The sequence below is a fragment of the Enterobacter sp. ku-bf2 genome (assembly GCF_001742765.1).
Taxonomy (GTDB): Bacteria; Pseudomonadota; Gammaproteobacteria; order Enterobacterales; family Enterobacteriaceae; genus Enterobacter; species Enterobacter quasiroggenkampii.
Map to the genome: position 1 here is coordinate 441,551 of NZ_MDVW01000012.1, position 17,341 is coordinate 458,891.

A 17,341-nucleotide genomic window follows, 5' to 3' on the forward strand; every position below is an offset into this window, starting at 1 on the left:
TGCGCTGTGGCGTAATCATCAAAACGCATTTATCCGGAGAAGACCATGCCACGCCCGCTGAACCAGACTGATACCGATTTGAACGCCGACAACCTGCTGCGCCTGCCTGCCGAGTTTGGCTGCCCGGTGTGGGTCTACGACGCGCAGATCGTCCGCGAGAAGATCGCCGCCCTGCATCAGTTCGACGTGGTGCGTTTTGCCCAGAAGGCCTGCTCCAATATTCATATTCTGCGCCTGATGCGCGAGCAGGGCGTGAAGGTGGACTCCGTTTCACTCGGCGAAATCGAGCGCGCGCTGGCGGCCGGATACGATCCCAAAGCCGACAGCGACGCGATCGTCTTTACCGCCGATGTGATCGACGATGCGACGCTGGCGCGCGTTCACGAGCTGCAGATCCCGGTGAATGCCGGTTCTGTGGATATGCTGGAACAGCTGGGTCAGGTTTCTCCCGGCCATCGCGTCTGGCTGCGCGTGAACCCGGGCTTTGGTCATGGCCACAGCCAAAAAACCAATACCGGCGGCGAAAACAGCAAGCACGGGATCTGGTATGCCGATATGCCTGCCGCGCTGGAGGTACTACAACGCTACAGCCTGAAGCTGGTGGGGATTCATATGCACATTGGATCAGGGGTGGATTACGGCCACCTGGAGCAGGTGTGCGGCGCGATGGTGCGTCAGGTTGTCGACTTCGGTCAGGATCTGGAGGCGATCTCTGCGGGCGGCGGTCTCTCCATTCCTTATCGCGAAGGGGAAGAGGCGATCGATACCGATCACTATTACGGTCTGTGGAGCGCCGCGCGCGATCAAATCGCCGCGCATCTTGGCCACGCGGTAAAACTGGAAATTGAGCCGGGCCGTTTCCTGGTGGCGGAAGCCGGTGTGCTGGTTTCGCAGGTGCGCAGCGTGAAGGAGATGGGGTCTCGCCACTTCGTACTGATTGACGCGGGCTTTAACGACCTGATGCGTCCGTCCATGTACGGCAGCTATCACCACATTACCGCCCTGGCTGCCGACGGCCGCGATTTAACGCAGGCGCCGCGCGTTGAGACGGTCGTTGCGGGGCCGCTGTGCGAATCGGGTGACGTGTTTACCCAGCAGGAAGGCGGCAAAGTAGAAACCCGCGCGCTGCCAGAGGTCAAGCCGGGTGATTACCTTGTGCTGCACGACACCGGCGCGTACGGGGCGTCTATGTCATCTAACTACAATAGCCGCCCGCTGCTGCCGGAAGTGCTGTTTGATAACGGCAAGGCGCGGCTGATCCGCCGTCGCCAGACCATTCAGGAACTGCTGGCTTTAGAACTCATCTGAGTAAAGTAGGGCCCGGTGGTGACCGAATCGCGTAAGACCAGCGTGCCGGTAAACGGCGGGATGGCATCGACCGGCTGGTTTCTTGCCAGCCGGATCGCCTGATCGATGGCGGTGACAATCATATTGTCGATGGGCAGATAAACCGATGAGAGCGCAGGATCCAGCCATTTCGCGCTTGGGGCATCGTCAAAGCCGAACAGTGAAATATCCTGCGGGATTTTAAGCCCCGCCTGGTGCAACGCTTTGGACGCGCCCAGCGCCATGTCGTCGTTACAGGCAAACAGGGCGCTAAACGATACACCGTCGGCAATCAATTCCTTGCACAGCTCATATCCCCCGGTCATTCCCGCATCGCCGTACTTAATCCGACGCTCGTCCAGACGGATGCCGTGCTTTTCCAGCGCCTTGCGATAGCCCATCAGCCTCGCTTTCCCGGTTGGGGTATGGATCGGGACGGTGATACAGGCGATCTCCCGATGCCCCTGTTCGATCAGATAATCCACAGCCTTAAATGCGGCATCCTGCTGTTCGAAGAACACGCAGCGATCCGGTGCCTGGCTCACTTCACGGTTAATGACCACCAGCGGTGTTTTTACGGTGTTCATCAGTTTGATGATCGCTTTTTCGCTCATATAGCGCGTATAAAGCACGATGGCATCGCACTGGCGATCGGCCAGCATCTGCACCGCCTGTTCTTCCTGTTCCGGTGCGTCGTGACCGTCGGTGACGATCAGCTGTTTCCCGTGGGTTTCAGTCTGCCGCGACGCCTGCTGGAGAAGGCGGCCAAAGTAAAAGCCGTCGAAGGTCGAGACGACCAGACCAATGCTGTTGCTGGTCTGGTTAGCCAGCGAGCGTGCGAGAAAGTTCGGCCGATAGCCCAGCTCTTCCATCGCAGCAAACACCTGCTGACGCGTACTCTCTTTAACCTGACCCGTGCCGTTCAGCACGCGCGATACCGTGGCCTTCGACACGCCCGCGCGCAGTGAGACATCCAGCATTGTTGCCATTCTACATTCCTGCTTCCACGTAATGATCTGCAGTTTAACACAGAGCTTACGCCGTATAAGCGATGCGGGAAGCGCAAAAATTCCGCCACGATCACGCTTTTTGGTAACGATTCGTCAGGCCTGCCTGAAGTCAAACTAAATAGTCTGACTCTGGTAAAATAATCGCCAATCGAGCTGGAGACGTCAGGCCAGCCCATTAATGAGAATACGCAGGTGAAACGTGAAAAAGACAGTTATCCTCCCGCTCTACGATGCACCGCAGTATGCTGAGCAGGTTACCGACTGGATCTGGCAGGCCTTTGGCGAAGGGCTTCCCCGGGAATTTTTCCACAGTATTGTTGAGCACAGCCAGACGCCGGGGGCATTACCGTTGACGTTTATTGCCGTTGAGGACGAAAAGCTTCTTGGTACGGTGGGGCTCTGGCGCTGCGATTTGATCACCCGACAGGATCTCTGTCCGTGGCTGGCGGCGCTGTACGTTGACGACGCGGCGCGAGGCAAGGGGCTGGCGGGAGAACTTCAGCGGCATGTTATCGCTTACGCCGCGCAGTTCGGGTATGAGGAGCTCCATCTCTGGTCTGCCTGCCGCGACTTCTACGAACGTTACGGCTGGCAGTATATCGGTGATGGGCTGGAATACCCCAACACGCGGGTTCACCTCTACCGTTATTCGCTCTGCGCTTCTGCAGGTGACGCAACGGAGTGACGACGGACCAGCGTCGGGCTAAACAGATGCGTTATTTCCGGCGGCTGACGCTGTTCAGCCAGCGCGAGTGCCAGCTCGGCGGCCTGCGTTGCCATGGTGATGATAGGGTAGCGCACGGTAGTCAGCCGCGGGCGAACGTAGCGGGAGACCAGCACGTCGTCGAAGCCAATCAGCGAAATTTCGGCCGGTACCTCAATCCCGTTGTCATTCAACACCCCCATCGCCCCTGCGGCCATGGAGTCGTTATAGCTGGCAACCGCCGTGAAATTCCGTCCGCGACCCAGCAGCTCGGTCATGGCCTGTTCACCGCCGCTCTCATCCGGTTCGCCGTAGGCCACCAGACGGTCATTACACGGCAGCCCGTTTTCACGCAGGGCGTCGTAGTAGCCCTGCAGGCGATCCTCCGCATCGGAAATCGGGTGATTGGAACAGAGATAACCAATTCGGGTATGGCCCTGCTGAATCAGGTGCCGCGTGGCAAGCCAGGCGCCGTAGCGGTCGTCGAGGGCCACACAGCGTTTCTCAAAACCGGGAATGATACGGTTGATAATCACCATGCCCGGCATCTGCTTCATCAGATGAATCAGTTCGGCATCCGGGATCATTTTGGCGTGAACCACCAGCGCCGCACAGCGGTGGCGGATCAGCTGTTCAATGGCCTGGCGTTCCTTTTGTTCGTTATGATAGCCATTGCCGATCAGCAAAAAATTGCCTGTCTGATAAGAAACCTGTTCAACCGCTTTCACCATGGCGCCGAAAAAGGGATCGGAAACATCCCCCACCACCAGCCCGATGGTTTCTGTAGACTGCTGGGCGAGCGCGCGGGCATTGGCATTGGGATGATAATTCAGGGATTCCATGGCGCTTTGTACCGCCTGACGTGATGCGTCACTGGCTTTTGGTGAATCATTAATTACGCGCGAGACGGTTGCCACCGACACGCCTGCCAGACGGGCCACATCCTTTATTGTCGCCATTCATTACCTTCTTATTGGGGGTAAGCGTTTACACACCAAATAGTGTTGCGGAAAAGCGGCGTGCATTCAAGGGGAGCGGATTTTCGCGCTCCACAAACGTGACGCAGCACACCCCTGGCGGTGTAATCGTTACACGCCCAGTCATGTCTGAAGAATGTGAATCTGAACCTTTAGTTACACTTTGCCTCAGGCTGTTGCGATTGTCCGATAGCAAGGGTGTTAAAGAGGTTGATACAGTTGAGATCCCAGAGGTATTGATTGGTGAGAATTCTTAGTACGGTTTCGTACTCATCTCTTGCACCAACCTGCGCGGATGCGCAGGTTTTTTTTCGCCTCCACTTTTGCTGTCGCTCCCTTACCACTTCTCGTGTAATCTGCCACCATTTACTATCGACCCTCCACACTGGCTGGCAAAGGGAGTTGAGATGCTATTTGGGTTCTTCCGTACGCTTTTCCGTATTCTGTTTCGCATCCGCATCACCGGCGATGCCCGGGCGCTTCGCGGCGAACGCGTTCTCATCACACCAAACCATGTTTCCTTTATAGACGGCATTCTGCTGGCGCTGTTTTTGCCCGTGCGCCCGGTGTTTGCGGTGTATACCTCCATCAGCCAGCAGTGGTACATGCGCTGGCTCACGCCGTTGATTGATTTTGTCCCGCTCGACCCGACAAAACCGATGATGATTAAACATCTGGTACGCCTGGTCGAGCAGGGGCGCCCGGTGGTCATTTTCCCGGAAGGGCGTATCTCCGTGACCGGTTCGTTGATGAAAATCTACGACGGCGCGGGGTTTGTCGCGGCGAAGTCAAAAGCGACCGTGGTGCCGCTGCGTATTGAAGGCGCGGAACTGACCCATTTCAGCCGTCTCAAGGGGCTGGTGAAGCAGCGTCTGTTCCCCAAAATCACGCTGCATATCCTGCCGCCAACGTCGTTACCGATGCCCGACGCGCCGCGTGCCCGCGATCGCCGTAAAATCGCCGGGGAAATGCTGCATCAGATTATGATGGAAGCGCGTATGGCCGTGCGCCCGCGCGAAACGCTGTACGAATCCCTGCTTTCCGCGCAGTACCGCTATGGCGCGAAGAAAAACTGCATCGAAGACATCAACTTTACCCCGGATACTTATCGCAAACTGCTGACCAAGACCCTGTTTGTGGGCCGTATTCTGGAGAAATACAGCAAAAAGGGCGAAAAGATTGGCCTGATGCTGCCTAACGCGGGCATCAGCGCGGCGGTGATTTTCGGCGCGGTTTCCCGGGGCCGGATCCCGGCGATGATGAACTACACGGCGGGCGTGAAGGGGCTGACCAGCGCCATTACTGCCGCTCAGATTAATACCGTCTTTACCTCCCGTCAGTTTCTGGACAAAGGCAAACTCTGGCACCTTCCCGAGCAGCTCACCCAGGTGCGCTGGGTCTTCCTGGAGGATCTGAAAGCGGACGTGACCACCGGCGACAAGCTGTGGATTTTTGCGCATCTGCTGGTGCCGCGTCTGGCGCAGGTCAAACAGCAGCCGGAAGATGACGCCATTATCCTCTTCACGTCAGGCTCAGAGGGCAACCCGAAAGGCGTCGTCCACAGCCACAAGAGCATTCTGGCGAACGTTGAGCAGATTAAAAGCATCGCCGACTTTACCGCGAACGACCGCTTTATGTCGGCGCTGCCGCTGTTCCACTCCTTTGGCCTGACGGTGGGGCTGTTCACGCCGCTCCTGACCGGCGCAGAAGTGTTCCTCTACCCGAGCCCGCTGCATTACCGCATTGTGCCGGAGCTGGTGTATGACCGTAACTGTACCGTTCTGTTCGGGACCTCAACCTTCCTGGGGAACTATGCGCGCTTCGCCAATCCGTATGATTTTTATCGTGTGCGGTATGTGGTGGCTGGCGCGGAAAAACTGCAGGAGAGCACGCGCCAGATATGGCAGGACAAGTTTGGCCTGCGCATTCTCGAAGGCTATGGCGTTACCGAGTGTGCGCCCGTGGTCTCGATTAACGTGCCGATGGCGGCGAAACCGGGTACGGTTGGCCGAATTCTGCCGGGGATGGACGCGCGTCTGCTGGCGGTGCCGGGCATTGAGGACGGTGGCCGCCTGCAGCTGAAAGGGCCAAACGTGATGAACGGGTATCTGCGCGTGGAAAATCCGGGCGTGCTGGAAGCGCCGACGGCGGAAAACGTCAACGGCGAGGTTGAAACCGGCTGGTACGACACCGGGGATATCGTCCGTTTCGATGAACAGGGCTTTGTACAGATTCAGGGACGCGCGAAACGCTTCGCCAAAATTGCCGGCGAAATGGTCTCTCTGGAAATGGTGGAGCAACTGGCGACGGCCGTGTCCGCCGAGAAGATGCACGCCACGGTGGTTAAGAGCGATGCCAGCAAAGGCGAGGCGCTGGTGCTGTTTACGACCGACGGTGAGCTTAAGCGCGACAGGTTACTGAGCTATGCGCGTGAACACGGTATTCCTGAACTGGCCGTGCCGCGCGATATTCGCTACCTGAAACAGCTCCCGGTACTGGGCAGCGGGAAGCCAGATTTCGTGACCCTGAAAGGCATGGTTGAAGAGGCGGAACAGCAAAATGCGTGAGTCAGTACACACTAACACATCCCTCAGGTCGAAAGGCATGATGGCCGTCATTGCCGCGCAGTTTCTCTCTGCGTTCGGCGATAACGCGCTGCTGTTTGCCACGCTGGCGCTGCTGAAAGCCGAGTTTTACCCCGACTGGAGTCAGCCGATCCTGCAGATGGTGTTTGTGGGCGCTTACATTATCTTTGCCCCGTTTGTGGGCCAGGTGGCGGACAGTTTCCCGAAAGGCCGGGTAATGATGTTTGCCAACGGCCTCAAGCTGCTGGGTGCCGCCAGCATTTGCTTTGGCTTCAATCCGTTTATTGGCTACACGCTGGTGGGCATTGGGGCCGCCGCCTACTCCCCGGCGAAGTACGGCATTCTCGGCGAGCTGACCACCGGGGATAAGCTGGTGAAAGCCAATGGTCTGATGGAGTCATCCACTATTGCCGCTATCCTGATTGGCTCCGTTGCGGGCGGCGTGCTGGCCGACTGGCATGTGCTGGTGGCACTGGGCGTGTGTGCGGTGGTGTATGGCGGGGCGGTCGTGGCGAACCTGTTTATTCCGAAGCTGCCTGCGGCTCGCCCGGGTCAATCCTGGCGATTTAAACCGATGACCGGCAGTTTCTTTACCGCCTGCCGCGTGCTGTGGCGTAACGGTGAAACGCGTTTCTCCCTGATGGGGACCAGCATGTTCTGGGGCGCGGGCGTCACCCTGCGCTTCCTGCTGGTCCTGTGGGTGCCGGTGGCGCTGGGCATTACTGACAATGCGACGCCAACCTATCTTAATGCGATGGTGGCCATCGGCATTGTGGTTGGGGCGGGCGCGGCGGCGAAGCTGGTGACGCTGGAGACGGTTGCACGCTGCATGCCCGCCGGGATCCTGATTGGCGTCGTGGTGCTTATCTTCTCGCTGCAGCATGCGTTATTGCCCGCGTATGTCCTCCTCATCCTGATTGGTATTCTGGGGGGCTTCTTCGTGGTGCCGCTGAATGCGTTACTGCAGGAGCGGGGCAAGCAGACCGTCGGGGCAGGCAATGCCATTGCGGTACAAAACCTGGGTGAAAACCTGGCGATGCTTTTAATGCTGGGGCTCTACTCGCTGGCGGTAAAAGTGGGTGTGCCGGTGGTGGGGATTGGCGTCGGGTTTGGCGGGCTGTTTGCGATTGCGATTGCGGGTTTGTGGATGTGGCAACGTCGCCGTTGATATCTGGCCGGGTGGCGGCTTCGCCTTACCCGGCCTGGGTTTGAGCACCTTTAGGCCCGGTAAGCGTCGCGCCACCGGGCAAAAGCGTCAGGCTATGGTGCAGGATAAGTATAAACCTGATGCACTGCTTCAATCTCCGCTAACACCTCTTCACTCAGGTTCAGGTGGAAACTCTCAATATTGGTTTTCAGCTGTTCCATCGTGGTTGCGCCCAGCAGGGTACTGGCAACAAACGGCTGACGACGCACAAAGGCCAGCGCCATCTGCGCAGGGTCAAGACCGTGACGCTTCGCGATATCCACATAAGCGGCAACGGCTTTCTGCGTCTGCTCGCCGCTGTAGCGGGTAAAGCGGCTAAAGAGGGTGTTACGCGCCCCGGCCGGTTTCGCGCCGTTCAGGTATTTCCCCGTCAGGGTGCCGAAGCCGAGACAGGAGTAAGCAAGCAGTTCCACTTCTTCATACTGCGTCACTTCGGCCAGACCCACTTCATAGCTGCGGTTAAGCAGGCTGTACGGGTTCTGAATAGTCACGATACGCGGCAGATCGTGCTTATCCGCCAGGTGCAGATAGCGCATGACCCCAAAGGCCGTTTCGTTAGACACGCCAATGTAGCGGATTTTTCCCGCACGCTGGCATTCGGTCAGCGCTTCCAGCGTTTCCAGCAGCGTCACCGCGGGGGCGCTCTCATTCCAGCTGTACCCGAGCTTGCCAAAGCAGTTGGTTGGCCGCTGCGGCCAGTGTACCTGGTACAGGTCAAGATAGTCGGTTTGCAGGCGCTTGAGGCTGGCGTCCAGCGCGGCGCGGATATTTTTGCGATCGAGGATCTGGTTCGGGCGGATCCCGGTATCGTTGTTGCGCGCGGGGCCGCTGACTTTGGAGGCAATCACCAGCTTTTCACGGTTGCCGCGTTTTGCCAGCCAGTTACCGACGTAGGTTTCGGTAAGTCCCTGCGTCTCAGGACGTGGCGGAACAGGGTACATCTCTGCGACATCAATCAGGTTAATGCCCTGGCTGACGGCATAATCGAGTTGTGCATGGGCATCGGCTTCGCTGTTTTGTTCACCAAATGTCATCGTGCCCAACCCCAGTTGGCTAATTTCCAGTGCGCTGTGGGGGATACGGTGATAATGCATAGCCGGCTTCCTCAGTAGACATATAAACCGCGTCAGGGCGTACCCGACAAAGGAATATAAACATGGCAGAGGGGAAGCAAAAGGGGAAGAAAAAAATCAAAAAGGCCAGCAAGCGACTGACCTCTCTCTGATTATCGCTCGATAATTTGCGATACTTCGTCGCGATTGATCTGCATTTTATTGCCTTCCTGGTCGCGGTAGCTGACCAAACCGGTATCATCGTCGACTTCGGGTTTACCGTCGGTCAGGATCATTCGACCATCTTTTGTCGCCATGACGTAATCGCTGCTACAGCCCGATACGGCAAACGCTAAACCGACTGCTGACACTAATACTGCCCATTTTTTCATCGTTATCGTCCTCATCTGGCTTGTATCAAATCATCATCTAGTATTAACCCGATATGGCGACTTGAGGAAGCGGTAAAATCTTAAAAAGCAGTCGATTATGTTTGAGAGCTCTCAAAATAAGTAAAAAACTATGTTTTCAACAGGAAATGACGTGCGAGTAGTGCGCCGGTGAAATTCTTTTTGAGATAAAAACCGCGCGGCAACGTCAGTATCGGCTCACCCTGCGCGCCGATTGCCTCGGTAAGGGCTTTACTGTTGGCTGCTTTTGGGCGCAGCTGTAATACCTCTCCGTGTCGGGCGGTGATGCGCTCAACCTGCCCAAGAACAATCATGTCCATCAGCTCCTCCCAGTCCAGACGCAACTGATGCTCCTCATCCTCGTCCGGGCTCCAGAGCAGCGGCGCGCCGACGCGACGGTCGGCCAGGGGAATCTGACGTTCACCCTCAACCGGTACCCACAATACGCGCTTCAGCTTGTGACGAACGTGGCTGGTTTCCCACGTTACGCCGGTATTGCCGGTTAATGGCGCAACGCAGACAAAGGTGGTCTCAAGCGGCTTGCCCTGGCGGTCTACAGGAATGGTTTTTAGCTCCACGCCAAGGGCTGCAAAATCTTGTTCAGGTTTGCTCCCTGCGCTGGCACCCAGCCACAGCTCCAGCAGCATGCCGATCCAGCCTTTATCCCGTTTCAGATCCTTCGGGATCGGCAGCCCGGCCATTGCTGCCAGCTCGCCAAGCGAAAAACCGGCCAGACGCTGTGCCTGCAGTAGCAACTGGCTCTCGCTGGACGGTGGTGAGCCCAAGGGTGTAAGCGGATGCATGACGGTAACCTTTTGATTAAAAAATAAACGAAGAATTTGTCCCCTGTGGATAGAGTTTAACTTTTTCTGTACCAATATGACATCTCTATGATTTATAGGTTTTTTTATTGGTCTGAAATCGTTTCGCCTGGGTGGAAAAAGCGGTTGTTCAAATCTGGTCACTGACAATGAACAGGATCTTACACCATGTTATCCACAGAAAAATGGGATAACTGGGCATAACCCTGACTACTGTTTCCATTTACAGCCTTGACGTGCGATGAAAATCGAATTTTCACACAAATTGTGACTAACTTATTGGCACAATCTGTGGATAAAACCGACGCTGTTCGATCTTTCATCAGCACGACGATCCCTGGTGTGACGATCGTCACGCTATTCAGTTTTTTGTTTACGTAAATGCATCTAACTCTATGAATATAATCATGTTAATGAATGCTAGCAAAAGAGGGTGTGCGGCGGTCGTTGAGGTTGTTCATCGGTAATCAGACACTTCTTCACAACTATATCCACAGAAAAGGTGAATAAAATTCCCTTCACTGTCGCTCATCTGTTTATAACTCAGCACTTATTTGTGAGTTATTCAATTGTTATTAGGTTGCAGGCCTGTAAGAGAGTGGTTTACCGCCTCCCTGTAGTGTGAAACAATCATTCATATATAAGGTTTAGTTTGGGGTAGTCCGGTGATTGATGACGATGGCTACCGCCCGAACGTAGGAATAGTAATTTGTAATCGTCAGGGCCAGGTGATGTGGGCCCGTCGATATGGTCAACACTCCTGGCAGTTCCCGCAAGGCGGGATCAATCCGGGAGAGTCCCCAGAACAAGCGATGTACCGGGAGCTTTTTGAAGAGGTCGGTTTGAGCCGAAAAGATGTTCGCATCCTGGCTTCGACCCGCAACTGGTTGCGTTACAAGTTACCGAAACGTTTGGTGCGTTGGGACACAAAGCCGGTTTGTATCGGCCAGAAACAGAAGTGGTTTCTGTTGCAGTTGGTGGGCAACGATTCAGACATCAATATGCAAACCAGCAGTACGCCGGAGTTTGATGGCTGGCGCTGGGTGAGCTATTGGTATCCTGTTCGTCAGGTCGTGTCATTTAAGCGCGATGTTTACCGTAGGGTGATGAAAGAGTTTGCAAGTGTGGTGATGCAGCTTCAGGAGATCCCGCCTAAGCCGCAGAGCGCACCTGCCTGGCGACGTAAAAGAGGTTAAGCTACGCAAATCATGCTCACCCGCTTGCGAGAAATAGTCGAGAAGGTGGCCAGCGCGCCGCGTCTGAACGAGGCGTTGAATATTCTGGTCACCGACATCTGTCTTGCGATGGAGACCGAGGTCTGTTCGGTGTATCTGGCCGACCACGATCGGCGCTGCTATTACCTGATGGCGACCCGAGGTTTGAAAAAACCACGTGGACGCACCGTTACGCTCGCATTTGATGAAGGTATCGTGGGTCTGGTTGGGCGACTGGCTGAACCCATTAACCTTGCTGACGCGCAAAAACACCCCAGCTTTAAATACATCCCCTCCGTAAAAGAAGAGCGCTTCCGCGCTTTCCTTGGCGTGCCGATTATCCAGCGTCGCCAGTTGCTCGGCGTGCTGGTTGTCCAGCAGCGTGAGCTACGTCAGTACGACGAAAGCGAGGAGTCTTTCCTCGTCACACTGGCCACGCAGATGGCGGCGATCCTCTCTCAGTCTCAGCTTGCCGCGCTCTTTGGTCAGTATCGCCATACGCGCATTCGTGCCCTTCCGGCATCGCCAGGTGTGGCGATTGCTGAAGGCTGGATGGACGCCACGCTGCCGTTAATGGAGCAGGTTTACGAAGCCTCAACGCTTGATGAAGCGCTGGAGCGCGAGCGTCTCACCGCCGCGCTGGAAGAGGCGGCGAATGAATTTCGTCGTTACAGCAAGCGTTTTGCCGCAGGCGCGCAAAAAGAGACGGCGGCCATCTTCGACCTCTATTCGCACCTGCTCTCCGATGCGCGCCTGCGTCGTGAGCTTTTTGCGGAAGTGGATAAAGGCTCGGTCGCAGAGTGGGCGGTTAAGAAGGTCATCGAAAAATTTGCCGACCAGTTTGCGGCACTGACCGACGGTTACCTGAAAGAGCGGGCAGGGGATCTGCGCGCTCTGGGGCAGCGCCTGCTGTTCCATCTTGATGACACCATTCAGGGCCCGAATGCCTGGCCAAAACGGTTTGTTCTGGTCGCCGACGAACTCTCGGCAACGACGCTGGCTGAACTGCCGCAGGACAGGCTGGCCGGTGTGGTGGTGCGCGATGGTGCCGCCAACTCACACGCCGCTATTATGGTGCGCGCGCTGGGCATCCCTACCGTTATGGGGGCGGACATTCAGCCGTCGGTGCTGCACCGACGTACGCTGGTGGTCGACGGCTATCGCGGTGAGCTGCTGGTCGATCCTGAGCCGGTTCTGCTCCAGGAATACCAGCGTCTTATCAGCGAAGAGAATGAATTAAGCAAGCTGGCGGAAGATGAGGTTAACCTGCCCGCCCAGCTTAAGAGCGGTGAGCGGATCAAAGTCATGCTCAATGCCGGTTTAAGCCCCGAGCACGAAGAGAAGTTGGGCAGCCGCATCGACGGTATTGGCCTGTACCGTACTGAAATCCCGTTCATGCTGCAGAGCGGTTTCCCCTCTGAAGAGGAGCAGGTGGCGCAGTATCAGGGCATGCTGCAGATGTTTAACGACAAACCTGTCACCCTGCGAACCCTGGACGTCGGGGCGGATAAACAGCTGCCCTATATGCCGATCAGCGAAGAAAACCCGTGCCTGGGCTGGCGTGGGATCCGCATTACGCTCGATCAGCCGGAGATCTTCCTGATCCAGGTGCGCGCGATGCTGCGCGCCAACGCGGCGACGGGCAATCTCAGCATCTTACTGCCGATGGTCACCAGCATTGATGAGATCGACGAGTCCCGGCGACTGATCGAACGTGCTGGCCGTGAAGTGGAAGAGATGATCGGCTATGCGATCCCGAAACCGCGGATTGGGGTCATGCTTGAAGTGCCTTCGATGGTCTTTATGCTGCCGCAGCTGGCAAACCGCGTTGATTTTATCTCTGTCGGCACCAATGACCTGACGCAATATATTCTGGCCGTCGACCGTAACAATACCCGCGTCGCCAGTATCTACGATAGCCTGCATCCGGCGATTATTCGCGCCTTAGCGATGATTGCCCGAGAAGCGGAGCAGTACGGCATTGATTTACGCCTGTGCGGTGAAATGGCCGGGGATTCCATGTGTGTTGCGATCCTGATTGGTCTGGGATACCGCCATCTGTCGATGAACGGTCGCGCTGTTGCTCGCGTGAAATACCTGTTGCGGCATATCGACATCGATGATGCCCGCGAGCTGGCAGAACGCAGCCTAGAGGCGCAGCTGGCAGCGGAGGTCCGTCATCAGGTCGCGGCGTTTATGGAACGACGCGGTATGGGCGGTCTGATCCGCGGCGGCCGCTAATCGCCTTTCGCCCTCTCCCTGTGGGAGAGGGGCGAGGTGAGGGCACCAGCGCGCATAAAACCCTATACACATCTTTTACATCTCGGGCGCATCCTCCGCGCCCGCCTTGTGCTATGATTCGCAACTTTGGAGCCTCTGCTTACGGCAGAATCGCATTTCTACCGCTGTCCACTTTCAGCGGAATAACAACATCTTGTGGTGACAGATGAACAGTGGTTATCTGCATTTTCCGGAGTTTGATCCGGTCATTTTCTCAGTAGGACCTGTTTCGCTTCACTGGTACGGTCTGATGTACCTGGTGGGCTTCATTTTTGCCATGTGGCTCGCTGGCCGTCGCGCCAGCCGTCCTGGCAGCGGCTGGACTAAAAACGAAGTTGAAAACCTGCTGTATGCGGGCTTCCTCGGCGTGTTCCTCGGTGGCCGTATTGGGTACGTATTGTTCTATAACTTCCCGGTATTCCTGAACGATCCGCTCTATCTGTTCCGCGTCTGGGACGGCGGCATGTCCTTCCACGGCGGCCTGATTGGGGTGATCCTGGTGATGGTGATTTTTGCCAAACGCACCAAACGCAACTTCTTCCAGGTGTCCGATTTTATCGCGCCGCTGATCCCGTTTGGTCTCGGGGCGGGCCGTCTGGGCAACTTCATCAACGGTGAGCTGTGGGGCCGCGTCGACCCGAGCGTTTCCTTTACCATGCTGTTCCCGGGCTCGCGCGCGGAAGACATGGCGCTGCTGCCGTCGCATCCTGAGTGGCAGTCCATTTTCGATACCTACGGCGTGCTGCCGCGCCATATGTCTCAACTGTACGAGCTGGCGCTGGAAGGCGTGGTGCTGTTTATCATCCTCAACCTGTTTATCCGCAAACCGCGCCCGATGGGGGCTGTCTCCGGCCTGTTCCTGATCGGCTACGGTGCATTCCGTATTATCGTCGAGTTCTTCCGCCAGCCGGACGCACAGTTTACCGGCGAGTGGGTACAGTACATCAGCATGGGGCAGATCCTCTCCATTCCGATGATTGTCGCGGGTGCCATTATGATGATTTGGGCGTATCGTCGTCGTCCACAGCAACAGATTTCCTGAGGAACCATGAAACAGTATCTTGAACTGATGAAAAAAGTGCTCGATGAGGGCACGCCGAAAAACGACCGCACCGGCACCGGTACGCTTTCCATTTTTGGCCACCAGATGCGCTTCAACCTGCAAGAAGGTTTCCCGCTGGTGACGACAAAGCGCTGCCATCTGCGCTCGATCATTCATGAACTGCTCTGGTTCCTGCAAGGCGATACCAACGTTGCGTATCTGCACGAAAATAACGTCTCAATCTGGGACGAATGGGCAGATGAAAACGGCAATCTGGGCCCGGTTTACGGCAAGCAGTGGCGCGCATGGCCCACGCCTGATGGCCGCCATATTGACCAGATCACCACCGTGATGAACCAGCTGAAAAACGATCCGGACTCGCGCCGCATCATCGTTTCCGCCTGGAACGTCGGCGAGCTGGATAAAATGGCGCTGGCACCGTGCCACGCGTTCTTCCAGTTCTATGTGGCGGATGGAAAACTCTCCTGCCAGCTCTATCAGCGCTCCTGTGACGTGTTCCTCGGCCTGCCGTTTAACATTGCCAGCTATGCGCTGTTGGTTCACATGATGGCGCAGCAGTGCGACCTGGAAGTGGGCGATTTCGTCTGGACCGGTGGGGATACCCATCTCTACAGCAACCATATGGAACAGACGCATCTCCAGCTGACCCGCGAACCGCGTGCGCTGCCGAAGCTGATTATCAAACGCAAACCGGCATCAATCTTCGACTATCGCTTTGATGATTTCGAGATTGAGGGCTACGACCCGCACCCTGGAATCAAAGCGCCCGTCGCGATCTGATGCGGTAAAGCCTGACACAACCGGTGCTGTTTAGCGCCGGTTTTTTTTCGCCTTTCTCCCGTTTCCCTAAGCGCTATCCAGAAAGCCTGCAACGCGCTGCAACTCTCCCACTTCTCCGGATGACGTCTCGTAAAACGAGGATCCGATGCTCGTCATGTCCACGGCGCTTCGCCACACTCCCGGTATGAAAAAAGAGAACGGTTTTACGCTTATCGAAACGCTGGTCGCCGTTTCGCTTGTCGTCATCCTTAGCGCCTCCGGTCTGTACGGCTGGGACAGCTGGCAACGACAGCAGCGGCTGTGGCAAACCGCCAGCCAGGTGCGAGATTACCTGCTGTTTCTGCGCAACCATGCCAACCGCCACAACCGCGACCATCAAATTACCCGTCAGCGGACGGGGGACCGGGACTGTCTGGCGAGCTCTGCCGTGCAAGGCTGTGAGAAGGGCAGTCCCTTTGTGCTGATACCCCTCTGGCCTGAGGTCACGATCGGCGAGGTCACGCCGTCCCTCGGGTTTTATGGACTACGGGATACGGCATGGGCGGGGCGGATACGTATTCAAAGCCGTGCTGGAGAATGGCTGATTATGGTCTCAAATGGAGGACGCATCAGGATGTGTCAGGTCTCTGAGGGAGGTTCATGTTGATGAGGCAGCGCGGTTTCTCACTGACAGAAGTGCTGATTGCCACGGCGATAAGCAGCCTTTTGCTGATAAGCGCATCGCGTTTTTTACCCGGGCTACAGCGGGCCGTATTACTGCAATCCGGCCAGCGAGAGCTGGAAGAAGAGGTCTGGCAACACCTGTTCGCCCTCGGCAAACAGCTTCAGCGTGCGGGGTACTGCGCGGGAAATTGCCAGGGCCAGGCGCTGGCGATCGGCAGGCAGGGGAGCTGCATCATTGTGCGGTGGGATGCCAACAGTAACGGTCGCTGGGATAGCAGCACATCAGAAAATGATAGCACTGGTTTTCGTCTGGAATCGGGGGCGCTGGAAACCCTGCGTGGCGCGACGTCGTGTGAAGGAAAAGGGTGGGAAAAGCTCACGGACCCGGACAGGCTTGCGATCGCACATTTTGTCGTGAGGAAAGTGGAACATGCCGGTTTTGCGCCAGAGGTAAATATCGAACTGGCCGCGAGACGTAAAGGCGATAAAGGAGAACCCTGGCAGGCGTTGTATACGGTCACGGGGTACAACCTGTGAGCCGTCAACGCGGGATGTCTTCGCTGGCGCTGGTTCTGCTTTTACTGGTGCTCGGTACCCTGATCCTGACGGGGCTCAATCAGCAGGTCACAACGTTCAGTGCGCTCGTTGGCGGGGAGAGCCGCTCGCTTCAGCAGCAGGCGACGGCGCAGTCCGCGCTTGAGTGGGGACGTGTTCAGCGCTGGGCGCCAGAGCTACAAATCCAGTGCAAAAAGGCATCGACATGGCGAGTGTGTTTGCGTCAACTGAGTGAGGCGCGTGTACTACTGATAGCCAGCGGCAACGACCTGCTGCTCTGGCGTGCAGGAGAGATCGTCGACGGGAACGTTCGCTTTTCGCCTCACGGCTGGAGCGATTTTTGTCCCCTTAAGGAGAGCGCGTTATGTCAGCTGCCGTGAGCAGAGAAAAAGGGTTTAGCATGGTTGAGGTCCTGCTGGCGATGATGCTGCTGGTGGTGGTCGTGACCGCACTGTCGGGGTATCACCGGGCGCTGGCGGCGCGGTTCACCGCATTTAATCAGTATCGTCAGCTCTGGCACCATGCCTGGAACCAGTCTCAGCTCTCAACAAATGTTCTTCCTGCAGGCTGGCAGGCCCGTCGGGGGCAGACAACGCTCGCAGGATGTGTCAGCATCACGGTTACACTTATTTCTCCTCTGGGGCGGCGCGGTGAGTTAACACGTCTGCATTGCCCGGTTAGCCAGTAGTCGGGAG

General features: G+C 56.7%; 17 protein-coding genes. 12 read left to right on the forward strand and 5 right to left on the reverse strand.

The annotated features are described in order from the left end of the window. Window positions 1-45 precede the first annotated feature (45 nt). Window positions 46-1,308, forward strand: a complete 1,263-nt coding sequence (gene lysA, locus BFG58_RS14465) for a diaminopimelate decarboxylase (RefSeq protein ID WP_045909895.1) — start codon at window positions 46-48, stop codon at window positions 1,306-1,308. Here the strand turns inward: lysA and BFG58_RS14470 are convergent. Beyond that, the gene (locus tag BFG58_RS14470) at window positions 1,278-2,315 is read right to left on the reverse strand and encodes a LacI family DNA-binding transcriptional regulator (protein WP_069720002.1); all 1,038 of its coding nucleotides are present in this window, start codon (window positions 2,313-2,315) and stop codon (window positions 1,278-1,280) included. The genes lysA and BFG58_RS14470 overlap by 31 nt on opposite strands. Before the next feature lie 220 nt (window positions 2,316-2,535). Here BFG58_RS14470 and BFG58_RS14475 point away from each other — a divergent pair, with 220 nt between their 5' ends. Next, entirely contained in the window at window positions 2,536-3,021 is a 486-nt protein-coding gene (locus BFG58_RS14475; protein WP_045909893.1) for a GNAT family N-acetyltransferase, read from the forward strand. Here BFG58_RS14475 and galR read toward each other — a convergent pair. Continuing rightward, a complete protein-coding gene (gene galR / locus BFG58_RS14480) occupies window positions 2,982-3,998 on the reverse strand; it encodes an HTH-type transcriptional regulator GalR (protein WP_021242019.1) in 1,017 nt (338 codons plus the stop codon). The two genes, BFG58_RS14475 and galR, sit on opposite strands and share 40 nt — an antisense overlap. 425 nt (window positions 3,999-4,423) lie before the next feature. Here galR and aas point away from each other — a divergent pair, with 425 nt between their 5' ends. Continuing rightward, a complete protein-coding gene (gene aas, locus BFG58_RS14485; protein WP_045909892.1) occupies window positions 4,424-6,583 on the forward strand; it encodes a bifunctional acyl-ACP--phospholipid O-acyltransferase/long-chain-fatty-acid--ACP ligase in 2,160 nt (719 codons plus the stop codon). Continuing rightward, a complete protein-coding gene (gene lplT, locus BFG58_RS14490) occupies window positions 6,576-7,769 on the forward strand; it encodes a lysophospholipid transporter LplT (protein WP_069720003.1) in 1,194 nt (397 codons plus the stop codon). The genes aas and lplT overlap by 8 nt, the downstream gene beginning before the upstream one ends. Window positions 7,770-7,861: 92 nt before the next feature. Here lplT and BFG58_RS14495 read toward each other — a convergent pair whose 3' ends face one another. From BFG58_RS14495 to mutH, 3 genes are all read right to left on the reverse strand, one after another. Next, window positions 7,862-8,902, reverse strand: a complete 1,041-nt coding sequence (locus BFG58_RS14495; protein WP_023309049.1) for an NADP(H)-dependent aldo-keto reductase — start codon at window positions 8,900-8,902, stop codon at window positions 7,862-7,864. Between the two features lie 131 nt (window positions 8,903-9,033). Then, window positions 9,034-9,252: a YgdI/YgdR family lipoprotein gene (locus tag BFG58_RS14500; RefSeq protein WP_008499668.1), complete on the reverse strand. Its 219-nt coding sequence runs from the start codon at window positions 9,250-9,252 to the stop codon at window positions 9,034-9,036. Window positions 9,253-9,380: 128 nt separating this feature from the next. After that, on the reverse strand, window positions 9,381-10,073 hold the full coding sequence (mutH, locus tag BFG58_RS14505) for a DNA mismatch repair endonuclease MutH (RefSeq protein ID WP_047747241.1): 693 nt from the start codon (window positions 10,071-10,073) through the stop codon (window positions 9,381-9,383). 683 nt (window positions 10,074-10,756) lie between these two features. On the opposite strand from mutH, the gene rppH reads away from it, so the two are divergent. The 8 genes from rppH (at window position 10,757) to BFG58_RS14545 (ending at window position 17,334) form a co-directional block, all read left to right on the forward strand. Continuing rightward, window positions 10,757-11,287, forward strand: coding sequence for an RNA pyrophosphohydrolase (rppH, locus tag BFG58_RS14510; protein ID WP_013098553.1), 531 nt, complete (start codon window positions 10,757-10,759; stop codon window positions 11,285-11,287). Between the two features lie 12 nt (window positions 11,288-11,299). Then, window positions 11,300-13,546, forward strand: coding sequence for a phosphoenolpyruvate--protein phosphotransferase (ptsP, locus tag BFG58_RS14515; protein ID WP_069720004.1), 2,247 nt, complete (start codon window positions 11,300-11,302; stop codon window positions 13,544-13,546). A 205-nt stretch (window positions 13,547-13,751) separates the two neighbouring features. Then, window positions 13,752-14,627 carry a prolipoprotein diacylglyceryl transferase gene (lgt, locus tag BFG58_RS14520; RefSeq protein WP_048224706.1) on the forward strand — a complete coding sequence of 292 codons (876 nt, stop codon included), beginning with the start codon at window positions 13,752-13,754 and terminating at the stop codon, window positions 14,625-14,627. A gap of 6 nt (window positions 14,628-14,633) precedes the next feature. Beyond that, on the forward strand, window positions 14,634-15,428 hold the full coding sequence (gene thyA / locus BFG58_RS14525) for a thymidylate synthase (protein ID WP_014885081.1): 795 nt from the start codon (window positions 14,634-14,636) through the stop codon (window positions 15,426-15,428). Window positions 15,429-15,612: 184 nt separating this feature from the next. After that, window positions 15,613-16,074, forward strand: coding sequence for a prepilin peptidase-dependent protein (locus BFG58_RS14530; protein WP_069720044.1), 462 nt, complete (start codon window positions 15,613-15,615; stop codon window positions 16,072-16,074). Beyond that, window positions 16,068-16,628: a prepilin peptidase-dependent protein gene (locus BFG58_RS14535; RefSeq protein ID WP_069720005.1), complete on the forward strand. Its 561-nt coding sequence runs from the start codon at window positions 16,068-16,070 to the stop codon at window positions 16,626-16,628. Before BFG58_RS14530 ends, BFG58_RS14535 begins: the two co-directional genes overlap by 7 nt. Further along, window positions 16,625-17,026: a DUF2509 family protein gene (locus tag BFG58_RS14540; RefSeq protein WP_069720006.1), complete on the forward strand. Its 402-nt coding sequence runs from the start codon at window positions 16,625-16,627 to the stop codon at window positions 17,024-17,026. Before BFG58_RS14535 ends, BFG58_RS14540 begins: the two co-directional genes overlap by 4 nt. Then, window positions 17,011-17,334 carry a prepilin-type N-terminal cleavage/methylation domain-containing protein gene (locus BFG58_RS14545; protein WP_045909886.1) on the forward strand — a complete coding sequence of 108 codons (324 nt, stop codon included), beginning with the start codon at window positions 17,011-17,013 and terminating at the stop codon, window positions 17,332-17,334. The genes BFG58_RS14540 and BFG58_RS14545 overlap by 16 nt, the downstream gene beginning before the upstream one ends. Window positions 17,335-17,341 lie beyond the last annotated feature (7 nt).

Excerpts from the sequence above, each read along its gene's own strand:
- galR (WP_021242019.1), bottom strand. The coding sequence starts at position 3,998 with ATGGCGACAATAAAGGATGTGGCCCGTCTGGCAGGCGTGTCGGTGGCA.
- mutH (WP_047747241.1), bottom strand. The coding sequence starts at position 10,073 with ATGCATCCGCTTACACCCTTGGGCTCACCACCGTCCAGCGAGAGCCAG.
- BFG58_RS14545 (WP_045909886.1), top strand. The coding sequence starts at position 17,011 with ATGTCAGCTGCCGTGAGCAGAGAAAAAGGGTTTAGCATGGTTGAGGTC.
- thyA (WP_014885081.1), top strand. The coding sequence starts at position 14,634 with ATGAAACAGTATCTTGAACTGATGAAAAAAGTGCTCGATGAGGGCACG.
- BFG58_RS14495 (WP_023309049.1), bottom strand. The coding sequence starts at position 8,902 with ATGCATTATCACCGTATCCCCCACAGCGCACTGGAAATTAGCCAACTG.
- ptsP (WP_069720004.1), top strand. The coding sequence starts at position 11,300 with ATGCTCACCCGCTTGCGAGAAATAGTCGAGAAGGTGGCCAGCGCGCCG.
- BFG58_RS14530 (WP_069720044.1), top strand. The coding sequence starts at position 15,613 with ATGAAAAAAGAGAACGGTTTTACGCTTATCGAAACGCTGGTCGCCGTT.
- aas (WP_045909892.1), top strand. The coding sequence starts at position 4,424 with ATGCTATTTGGGTTCTTCCGTACGCTTTTCCGTATTCTGTTTCGCATC.
- BFG58_RS14470 (WP_069720002.1), bottom strand. The coding sequence starts at position 2,315 with ATGGCAACAATGCTGGATGTCTCACTGCGCGCGGGCGTGTCGAAGGCC.
- lysA (WP_045909895.1), top strand. The coding sequence starts at position 46 with ATGCCACGCCCGCTGAACCAGACTGATACCGATTTGAACGCCGACAAC.
- lplT (WP_069720003.1), top strand. The coding sequence starts at position 6,576 with ATGCGTGAGTCAGTACACACTAACACATCCCTCAGGTCGAAAGGCATG.
- BFG58_RS14535 (WP_069720005.1), top strand. The coding sequence starts at position 16,068 with ATGTTGATGAGGCAGCGCGGTTTCTCACTGACAGAAGTGCTGATTGCC.
- lgt (WP_048224706.1), top strand. The coding sequence starts at position 13,752 with ATGAACAGTGGTTATCTGCATTTTCCGGAGTTTGATCCGGTCATTTTC.
- BFG58_RS14500 (WP_008499668.1), bottom strand. The coding sequence starts at position 9,252 with ATGAAAAAATGGGCAGTATTAGTGTCAGCAGTCGGTTTAGCGTTTGCC.